This window comes from Mycobacterium sp. E2462 (assembly GCF_001672685.1).
Taxonomy (GTDB): Bacteria; Actinomycetota; Actinomycetes; order Mycobacteriales; family Mycobacteriaceae; genus Mycobacterium.
In genome coordinates this window covers 1-869 of sequence record NZ_LZKC01000269.1, presented here as the reverse complement: position 1 = coordinate 869, position 869 = coordinate 1, and the positions used below count along the sequence as shown (strand labels likewise).

The window sequence follows — 869 nt, the reverse complement described above, 5'->3', positions numbered from 1 at the left end:
TGCGGGCGCAGCTCGACGCCGGGGTGGACGCGATTCAGGTCTTCGACTCGTGGGCCGGGACCCTGGCGCTGCCCGACTACCGCGCCTACGTGCAGCCGCACACCGCCCGGGTGTTCGCCGCGCTGGCCGACTACGGCGTGCCGATGACCCACTTCGGGGTCGGCACCGCCGAACTGCTGGGCGCCATGTCGACCGTCGGCGCGTCGGTGGTCGGCGTCGATTGGCGGACCTCGCTGGCGGACGCCGCGGCCCGCGTCGGCCCGGGAACCGCGTTGCAGGGCAACCTCGATCCGGTGGTCCTGCAGGCGGGTTGGCCGGCGGTGGAGCGCGCCGCGCGGGCCGTCGTGGACGACGGGCGCCGCGCGGTCGACGCCGGCGCGGCTGGGCACGTCTTCAACCTGGGCCACGGCGTGCTGCCCGAGACCGATCCCGGCGTGCTGACCGACCTGGTGTCGCTGGTCCACTCCGTATGACCGTGTATTGCGTTGTCGGCGGCGGAATTTCGGGGCTGACGTCGGCGTACCGGTTGCGGATGGCCGCCGGGGACGACGCGAGCGTGACGCTGTTCGACCCGGGCGCGACGCCGGGCGGGATCCTGCGCACCGCGTCGGTCGCCGGGGTGCCGATGGACCTCGGCGCCGAGGCCTTCGTGTTGCGCCGCCCCGAAATGCCGGCGCTGCTGGCCGAATTGGGCTTGTCGGATCGGCGGTTGACCGCCACGGGGGTGCGCCCGCGGATCTACAGCCAGGGCGCGCTGCGCCCGTTGCCCGCGGGCACGCTGATGGGCATCCCGTCGACGCCGGAGTCGGTGGCCGGGCTGGTCGACGAGGCGACCGTCGCGCGGATGGCCGCCGAACCCGGCCGCGCGC

General features: G+C 74.9%; 2 protein-coding genes. Both read left to right on the top strand.

What is annotated here, in order from left to right; translation table 11 throughout:
* Nucleotides 1-473: uroporphyrinogen decarboxylase family protein (locus A5714_RS13325; protein WP_304528507.1), on the top strand; the 473-nt coding region annotated here is incomplete at its 5' end.
* The coding region (locus A5714_RS13320; protein WP_156747306.1) for an NAD(P)-binding protein at nt 470-869 on the top strand (400 nt) is incomplete at its 3' end. The genes A5714_RS13325 and A5714_RS13320, both read left to right, overlap by 4 nt.